This window comes from Rhodosalinus sp. 5P4, from assembly GCF_041365695.1.
GTDB lineage: Bacteria > Pseudomonadota > Alphaproteobacteria > Rhodobacterales > Rhodobacteraceae > Rhodosalinus.
The window spans coordinates 495,769-503,378 of the sequence record NZ_JBGFSJ010000003.1; the positions used below are offsets into that span (position 1 = coordinate 495,769).

Here is a 7,610-nt window from a genome sequence, read left to right on the forward strand (position 1 = left end):
TCCGGGCCGCGCGCCGCGCCAGGGCGGGGTGTGCGTTCACAGCGGGTAGCGGATCACCATCCCGTCATGGGCGGGGGTGACGTTGTCGGGCGTGTCCCGGTCGACCTCTTCGTAGTCCATGTCGATATGCATGTTGGTCAGGACGGCGCGCGCGGGCGCGGCGCGCCCGATCCAGTCGAGCGCGAGGTCGAGATGGGCGTGGGTGGGGTGCGGCGTGCGCCGCAGCGCGTCGAGCACCCAGCAGTCGAGCCCGTCCAGAACCGGCCACGCCGCGTCGTGGATCTCGACCGCGTCGGGCAGATACGCCAGCGGCCCGACGCGAAAGCCCAGCGCGTCGATCGCGCCGTGTTTGGCCCGGAACGGCGTGAAGGGGATCTTGCCTCCCGAGCCCGCGATCTCGAAGTCTTCGCGGATCGTGTGCATGTCGAGGATCGGCGGATAGGGGCTGTCCTCGGGCTGCATGAAGGCGTAGCCGAAGCGCGAGTAAAGGTCGTTCTGCGTGTCGCCGTCGGCCCAGACGGGCAGACGGCTGCGCATGTTGAAGACGATCATCCGCAGGTCGTCGATTCCGTGGACGTGGTCGGCATGGCTGTGGGTGTAGACGACGGCATCGAGCTCTCCCACGCCCGCGTCGAGCAGCTGCTGGCGCAGATCGGGCGTGGTGTCGATCAGCACGCGGGTGGTGCCCGCCTCGGTCTCCCGCTCGACAAGAAGCGAGCAGCGCCGGCGGGTGTTCCTCGGGTTCGCCGGATCGCAGGCCCCCCAGTGCCCACCAAGCCGCGGCACGCCCCCCGAGGAGCCGCAGCCCAGGATGGTGAAGCGCAGTTCTCCGCTCACGCGGCCGCCTCGTAGGCGGGCACGCGGTCGAAGAGTCGCTCGAAATTGGCCTCCGTGCGCGCGGCGAACTCTGCGTAGGACAGCCCGAATAGCTCGGCTGCCGCCTTGGCGGTGTGCACGACATGCGCGGGCTCGTTGCGCTTGCCGCGATGGGGCGGCGGCGCGAGGTAGGGGCTGTCGGTCTCCACGAGGATCCGGTCGAGCGGCGCGGCGGCGAAGATCTCGCGAAGCGCTTTCGATTTCGGAAAGGCGGTGATCCCGGACATGGACAGGTAGAAGCCCAGGTCGAGTGCCGCGCGGGCCAGGCCTGCCCCCGACGAAAAGCAGTGCATCACGCAGGGATAGGGCTTTTTCGCGTGTCCCTCCGCAAGGATCCGCGCCATGTCGTCATCCGCGTCGCGGGCGTGGATGATGAGCGGCAGGCCGGTCTCCTGCGCCGCGGCGATATGGATACGCAGGCTTTCCTGCTGCACCGCCGCGCTTTCGGCGGTGTAGTGGTAGTCGAGGCCGCTTTCGCCGAGCCCCACGCATTTCGGATCCTCGGCGAGGGCGACGAGCTCCTCAAGCTGCGCCAGGGGCTCTTGCGCGGCGCTCATCGGGTGGGTCCCCGCCGCGTAGAACACGCCCGCGTTGTGGTGCGCGATCGCCCGCACGGCGGGAAGGCTGCGCAGCTTCGTGCAAATCGTCACCATCCGGTGCACGCCGGCGTCCCGGGCGCGCGCGATGACGGCGTCCAGCTCTTCGGCGAGTTCCGGGAAATCGAGGTGGCAATGGCTGTCGGTGATCCTCGGCGCAACGCTCATGCCGCACGTCCCCCTGCCCTTGCTGACTGCCTTTTGCGGTTGCGGCCCGGCGTCAGCGCACCGCCTGCCCTGCAATCCTGTGGACCGTATCTAGGATGAGCGTGGCGGGGTCAAGGTTGACCGCCCGGCCATGCCGAAGCCGCGCGCCCAGCGTCTGGCCAAGCTCGGCCCAGCGCCGCGCGGCAGCCATGTCGGGGGCGAGGCGGGCGAGCGTGGCGGCCTCTCCGGGCACGGCCTCGGGCGGCGGCGCGCCCGTCGCGCCCGTGCGCGCCAGACGCGCGATCGCGAGGTCGAGAAGCTCGATCAGAAGATCGCGCACTGGCTCCGCGCCCCGGCCCGACGCGCGTTCGGAAAGCGCGATCGCGGCCGGGCGGTCGAGGCGCGGCAGACTTTCGAGGAGGTGCAACAGGTCGCGGTAAAGCCCGATGCCGCCGAGCCCGGCGAGCCGCACGGCCGCGCCCACCGAGCCGCCCGACAGTTCCGCGAGGGCCAGCGCCTCTTCCTGCCCCGCATCGACCCCCGCCTGCGCGAGCGCCGCGGCCATGTCGCCGGGCGAGAGCGGGACGAGGCGAAGTTCCCGGCAGCGCGACCGGATCGTCGGCAGAAGCCGCGCCGGCTGATGCGCGACAAGCAGCATGGTCGCCCGCGAGGGCGGCTCCTCCAGCAGCTTGAGAAGGGCGTTGGCGGCGTTCACGTTGAGATCGTCGGCGGCGTCGACGATCACCACCCGCCGGCCGCCCTCGGTGTTCGACAGCGAAAAGAAGCCCTTGAGCTTGCGGACCTCGTCGATCCTGATCTGGGCCGAAAGCGCCTTTCCGTCGTCCCGCGGCCCCCGGCGCAGCAGGAAGAGCCCGGGATCGGAAAGCGCGGCCACCCGCCGCGCCACTGGGTGATCCGGAGAGACGGCGAGGCCGTCGGCCGCGGGCGGTGCGTCCGAAAAAAGCCCGCCGCCCTCCTCCACGGGCCGGGACAGCAGGAAGCGCGCGATGGACCACGCGAGCGTCGCCTTGCCGACGCCCTGCGGACCGGTCAGCAGCCAGCCATGGTGAAGCCGCCCGGACGCGTAGGCGTCGAGGAAGGCGCGCTCCGCCGCGTCCTGTCCGTAAAGCCGCGGCGTCTCGCGCGGGTGCGGCGCGCCCTCGACGCGATCGGGCTCGGGCAGATCGTCCGCCGCGCTCATGCGCCCGCCGCTTCCGCGACGCGCGCGGCCACCGCCTCCGGCGGGCCCGACCCGTCGACGACCCGGACACGCGCCGGCGCCTCGGCCGCCAGATCGAGGAAGGCGCGGCGCATCCGTGCCTGCATCTCGACGCCGAAAGCCTCGAAGCGGGCCTCCTCTCCGCCCCGGGCCCCTGCCCGCGCGAGACCCGCCGCTGGATCGATGTCGATCAGGATCGTGAGGTCGGGTTCGCGCCCGATGGTCATCTCGTGCAGGCGATCGACGAGGGCGCGCAGGTCGCCGCGCGTCACCCCCTGATAGACCCGCGTGGAATCGGCGAAACGGTCGCAGACCACCGTCGCGCCGCGCGCCAGCGCCGGCTCTATGGTGCGCTCCAGGTGATCGCGCCGCGCCGCGGTGAAAAGCAGGATCTCCGTCTCGGCGGACCAGCGGCCGGGATCCCCCGTCAGCAGGAGGCGCCGGATCTCCTCGGCGCCGGGCGAGCCTCCCGGTTCGCGCGTCAGCACCACCTCGCCCCCCGCGGCCTCGAGGCGGGATGCGAGCAGGCGCGCCTGCGTCGACTTTCCCGAGCCGTCGATCCCTTCGAAGGTGATGAAGCGTCCCGGCACGGCGCGGGGCGTCAAAGCGCGTCGCCCGCGCGTTCGCTCAACCGTGTCGCCAGAAGCCGCGCGGCAAGCTGAACCCGGTCCAGGAAACCGCCCCGGGCCACGTTGCGGTCGGCCACCAGCGGGATGCGCGTCTCGGGCAGGCCCTCGGGACGCAGGATGAGTTCTCCGAGGCGCTGGCCTTTCTCGATGGGCGCCTCGACCGGGGTGTCGAAGACGGCCTCGCCCTCGACGCGCTCCTGCGCGACGGCCGGCACGAGGATCTCCCGGCTTTCGCCCGCCACGAGGCCCACCCGCGCATCCGCGCCGAGCCAGACATCCGCCTCGGCCACAACGGTGCCGGCCTCGACGATGTCGCGCGCGACGAACTGGCGGAACGCCCAGTTCAGGATGCGCTGGGACTCCTCGGACCTGGCATTCCGGTCGGCCAGCCCGGTGATGACGAAGGTAACGCGGCGATCGCCCTGCACCGCCGACCCCACGAGGCCGTAGCCCGCCTCCTCCGTGTGCCCGGTCTTGAGCCCGTCCGCCCCGACGCCGAGCCCCAGGAGCGGGTTGCGGTTGAAATGGTTGGACGGCACGCGCCCGTCATACTCGAACTCTTCCTCGGCGAAATAGGTGTAGAATTCCGGGAAATCCTCGATCAGTCGCGTGGTGAGAATACCGAGATCGCGCAGGCTCATGCGGTGCTCGGGATGCGGCCAGCCGCTCGCGTTCACGAAATTCGACTGCGTCATCCCCAGCATCTCGGCCCGCTCGTTCATGAGCCGCGCGAAGGCGCTCTCGCTTCCGGCAAGCCCTTCGGCCACCACGACCGTGGCGTCGTTGCCCGACTGCACGACGATACCGCGGATCAGTTCCTCGGCGGTGGGGCGGTCCGTGGTGGTCAGGAACATCGACGACCCGCCCATCGACATCGCGCGTTCCGAGACATCGAAGCGGGTCTCGAGCGTCATGCTCTCCACGTTCCGAAGCGCTTCGAAAAACATGTAAAGCGTCATCAGCTTCGACATCGACGCCGGCGGCAGGGGCGTGTCGGCATTCTTGGCCAGAAGCACCGTGCCGGTATTGTGATCGTAGACATAGGCCGCGCCCGCCTCGGTCTCGAAGGCCTGCGCCGGAAGCGCAAGGCAGATCGCGGCCATGAGCCCCGTGGCCAGGCGGAAGAGCGCTCGGAATTCCATGATCGGCATCGTCCCCGTCGGTTCCTTCCGTCAGTTTCTCACGACATAGGCATCGGCGAAACCGGCCGCCTTCACGATGCCGAGGGTCTCCTCGCGCTCGCGCTCGCTTGCCGCGGGTCCCACGAGCACCCGCCAGAAGGTCTTGTCCTGGCTCGTCTGGCGCCGGATCTCGGGCGAAAGACCCTCTTCGCGCATGGCGCTCGCGGCTTCGCGCGCGTTTTCCTCCATGCTGAAGATCCCGATCTGAACGTAGGATCGCGCGGGCGCGGGCTCCGCCGCGTCCGCCGCGGCCGGGGCGGCTTCCGCCGCCGCGCGCGCCGGCGCGGTATCTTCATCCAGCGCCGCGGACGCGGTCGCCACCGGGTCGAGGGGCGCGGCCTCGATCTCCGCCGGCGCGGCAAGCGACTCGGCGTCGCCCCCGCCCTCCTGCGGCGGCGCCTCGCCCGTCTCTTCCTGCACCGTCTCGCGGCGCAGCGCGACCACCTCCAGCCGCACGGGCTGCCCCGCGAGCATCCCGAGCGCGGCCGCGGCGTCCGAGGAGACCTGAAGCCGTGGACCGGGGTTCTGCCGCTCGCGCCGGAAAAGCGCGCCCACGACGTCGCGCCCGTTGACGGTGTTGCGGATGATGACGCGCTCGGGCTCGGCTACCTCGGGATGCGCGACCCATACGCCGCCCAGCGACGGACGCCCGTCCCAAAGTCCCGCCTCCGCGACCCCGAACACCTCGGGTGCTTCGACGTCGCGTTCCACGAGCTTGACCGAGCGCTGCTCTGACGCGCCCGGCGCGGCACTCGTGCCGTTCGCTTGCGGCTGCAGGAAGCCCGGTGCGCCGTCCTCGCCGCACCCCGCGAGCGCGAACGCCAGGACGAGTGCGAACCCCGCCCCGGCCCTACGGCCGCGGCGCGCGTGATCTGCCGGTATGATGATCATGTCATGCCCCTTGCCTGCCAGCGCGGCCGGTTTGTTTCCGGTCCTTGCCCCGCCTGCGCGGTGTTACCCCGCGTGCCGCGATCATAGCGCGGGGCCCCGCGCATGGAAAGCCCGTGCCGCCCGGCCGGCGGAAACCCTCCGCCGCGCGCCTTGCTCAATTTCATGTCACGCGATAGCACGTTCCCGCGCGTCCAAAGAGCGTGGCCGGCCGGACGGCCGGGCGCCGGACCGCGCGCTCGGGAAGGGTGGCAGAGTGGTCGATTGCAGCGGTCTTGAAAACCGCCGATGGGAAACCATCCGTGGGTTCGAATCCCACCCCTTCCGCCAACCTTCATTGCAATCATTCAATAAAATGGGCTTCCGGTCATATTACCCCACATAAAGCCCCACATAGGAAAAACGCTAGGTGGGGCCTTGGCGCGGGGCCGACCTCTTGTTGCAGCTTTAGCTTTGAGGCAACCATCTTTCCCCGCCGGTCCCGGCTCGCTACCTGCTGAACTGTTGCACGCGCGCCTTGCTAGGTCTCGCACTGATTACATGCCACGCGAGGGGCGAGATCGAGCCACTTAGGCCGGGCGGCCCGCTCAGCATTCCTGACGGAAATTATCAGATGACGGCAGCCAGCCCAAAGCGGACCCACGGCCTTAGACGCGAGTTTGCGGTAGCTGACCTTCACCGCAGGTCACGAACTGGTAAGATGCGGACTAAGCGTGCTTTCGCTGCGCTTGCGCAAATGGCGGCTTTCAGAGATCGTTCAAAAACGGCCGTTTTTGGGAGGGCCATGCCAATTGCAGCGAAGACCCGCTCTAAGCCGGTATCCGCCCGATCTGCAGACAGCGCCGTCGGATGCACATGCAGAACGTATGTCTGAACTGGGCTGGGAGCGGTCATTTAGGTCTGTCGCATTGACCCGCAGCTTAGTCCGCATCGTACCCGTTAGCGAGCTGCTCGGCGATGGTCAGCTAGGATAGATTCGAGCCAAGGGCTTTGGCTCCACTCCGGGGCTGACTGCCGTCATCTGACATTCCCAGCCGCGATACCTGCGTCCTGACTTGGCGCCTGCCTTCGCAAGGGCATCTTGTCGCCGATCAGCCGGCTCGGGCTCGACAAGGACAAGCTGTCGAGGCTTCGCAGCTAGCGCCCGTCCGGGGGCTCGGGCAGCAGCAGAACCACGAGGGCAAGCATCGAGGGCAGCGCATAGATCATTCCGCCGAGCTGTCCATCGATCGAGGACTCTGACTGCCAAGACAGAAACCAATCGCCCGCGATCACCATGAACCCGATGCCCCACACTAGGATCGCGAGGAGACAACCGTAGATCCCTGCGGTCTTTGCTGCGTCGAAGGTCTCGCCGGACCCTCCTCGGGCGCCGATCAGCCGGATGATCCCGATCGTCGAGAACAGTCCTGCCAGGGCTTCAGCCGCGGTGATGGCGACAAGCGCGACTGTGGCCGCCCACGGGGCCGTGACGGCTCTCCAGGTCTGTGCCGGATTTCCGTAGGTATCGCTCATCTCCAGCATGGGACGAACCGCAAAGTCGCGCGTGCCCGAGAAGCCGCTTACGTTGTTGAGAAGCCCAAGCCATCCCCACAGGGCTGGAAAAAGCAGCAGAACAATCGGGGATAGTCGCCGCGCGGCTCTGTACGACATAGCGATGCGTCTCCTTGGCCAGTTCCGTTTTCGCCGTCTCCCAAAGGTCAGCACCTTTAAGGGACTATGCCCCGTCGCTTCAGACTATCCCGAAGATATAAGCGCAAATTTCCCAAGAGGAATCTCATTGGGCGGAGCCGAAGTCCAATGCGTAATCATCCACCGATCATGCGTATCGCGCATCAGCGAGGCGTTATTTCACAATGCGACTGCCGGCGGTTGGATCTCTGAACCGACATTCCCCAAGTGGCATGCCGTCTGACGTGAAGGTCGCCTGAATCCGACCGCTGGACAAGCATATTCCGTCCTGAGCGGCGTTGTCGGGCGCGCAAGGCGCTGGAACGGGGCAGATCGGCCCGCGAAGCCGCCGTGTTGTGCCCCGACGGCGGTGTTTTTCAGCGAAGCGGGCAGACCTGTCCTG

General features: G+C 68.5%; 7 protein-coding genes and 1 tRNA gene. 1 reads left to right on the forward strand and 7 read right to left on the reverse strand.

All coding sequences use genetic code 11. The features are described from left to right. Positions 1 to 36: 36 nt before the first annotated feature. From AB6A69_RS07835 to AB6A69_RS07860, 6 genes are read right to left on the reverse strand one after another with little or no spacing between them, the layout of a single operon-like run. Entirely contained in the window at positions 37 to 837 is an 801-nt protein-coding gene (locus tag AB6A69_RS07835; RefSeq protein ID WP_371060350.1) for an MBL fold metallo-hydrolase, read from the reverse strand. Then, positions 834 to 1,640 carry a TatD family hydrolase gene (locus AB6A69_RS07840; RefSeq protein ID WP_371060351.1) on the reverse strand — a complete coding sequence of 269 codons (807 nt, stop codon included), beginning with the start codon at positions 1,638 to 1,640 and terminating at the stop codon, positions 834 to 836. The genes AB6A69_RS07835 and AB6A69_RS07840 overlap by 4 nt, the downstream gene beginning before the upstream one ends. Positions 1,641 to 1,692: 52 nt before the next feature. Then, positions 1,693 to 2,820, reverse strand: coding sequence for a DNA polymerase III subunit delta' (locus AB6A69_RS07845; protein WP_371060352.1), 1,128 nt, complete (start codon positions 2,818 to 2,820; stop codon positions 1,693 to 1,695). Further along, positions 2,817 to 3,443, reverse strand: a complete 627-nt coding sequence (gene tmk / locus AB6A69_RS07850) for a dTMP kinase (RefSeq protein ID WP_371060353.1) — start codon at positions 3,441 to 3,443, stop codon at positions 2,817 to 2,819. The genes AB6A69_RS07845 and tmk overlap by 4 nt, the downstream gene beginning before the upstream one ends. Continuing rightward, positions 3,440 to 4,609, reverse strand: coding sequence for a D-alanyl-D-alanine carboxypeptidase family protein (locus AB6A69_RS07855; RefSeq protein ID WP_371060354.1), 1,170 nt, complete (start codon positions 4,607 to 4,609; stop codon positions 3,440 to 3,442). Before AB6A69_RS07855 ends, tmk begins: the two co-directional genes overlap by 4 nt. A gap of 30 nt (positions 4,610 to 4,639) precedes the next feature. After that, entirely contained in the window at positions 4,640 to 5,539 is a 900-nt protein-coding gene (locus AB6A69_RS07860; protein ID WP_371060355.1) for an SPOR domain-containing protein, read from the reverse strand. Between the two features lie 239 nt (positions 5,540 to 5,778). Here AB6A69_RS07860 and AB6A69_RS07865 point away from each other — a divergent pair. Continuing rightward, positions 5,779 to 5,866 (forward strand) — tRNA-Ser (locus AB6A69_RS07865). 807 nt (positions 5,867 to 6,673) lie between these two features. Here AB6A69_RS07865 and AB6A69_RS07870 read toward each other — a convergent pair. Further along, positions 6,674 to 7,189 (reverse strand): DUF2165 family protein, encoded by a 516-nt coding sequence (locus AB6A69_RS07870; RefSeq protein ID WP_371056777.1) that lies wholly within the window; start codon positions 7,187 to 7,189, stop codon positions 6,674 to 6,676. Between the last annotated feature and the right edge of the window lie 421 nt (positions 7,190 to 7,610).

Excerpts from the sequence above, each read along its gene's own strand:
- AB6A69_RS07840 (WP_371060351.1), bottom strand. The coding sequence starts at position 1,640 with ATGAGCGTTGCGCCGAGGATCACCGACAGCCATTGCCACCTCGATTTC.
- AB6A69_RS07845 (WP_371060352.1), bottom strand. The coding sequence starts at position 2,820 with ATGAGCGCGGCGGACGATCTGCCCGAGCCCGATCGCGTCGAGGGCGCG.
- AB6A69_RS07855 (WP_371060354.1), bottom strand. The coding sequence starts at position 4,609 with ATGGAATTCCGAGCGCTCTTCCGCCTGGCCACGGGGCTCATGGCCGCG.
- AB6A69_RS07860 (WP_371060355.1), bottom strand. The coding sequence starts at position 5,539 with ATGATCATCATACCGGCAGATCACGCGCGCCGCGGCCGTAGGGCCGGG.
- AB6A69_RS07870 (WP_371056777.1), bottom strand. The coding sequence starts at position 7,189 with ATGTCGTACAGAGCCGCGCGGCGACTATCCCCGATTGTTCTGCTGCTT.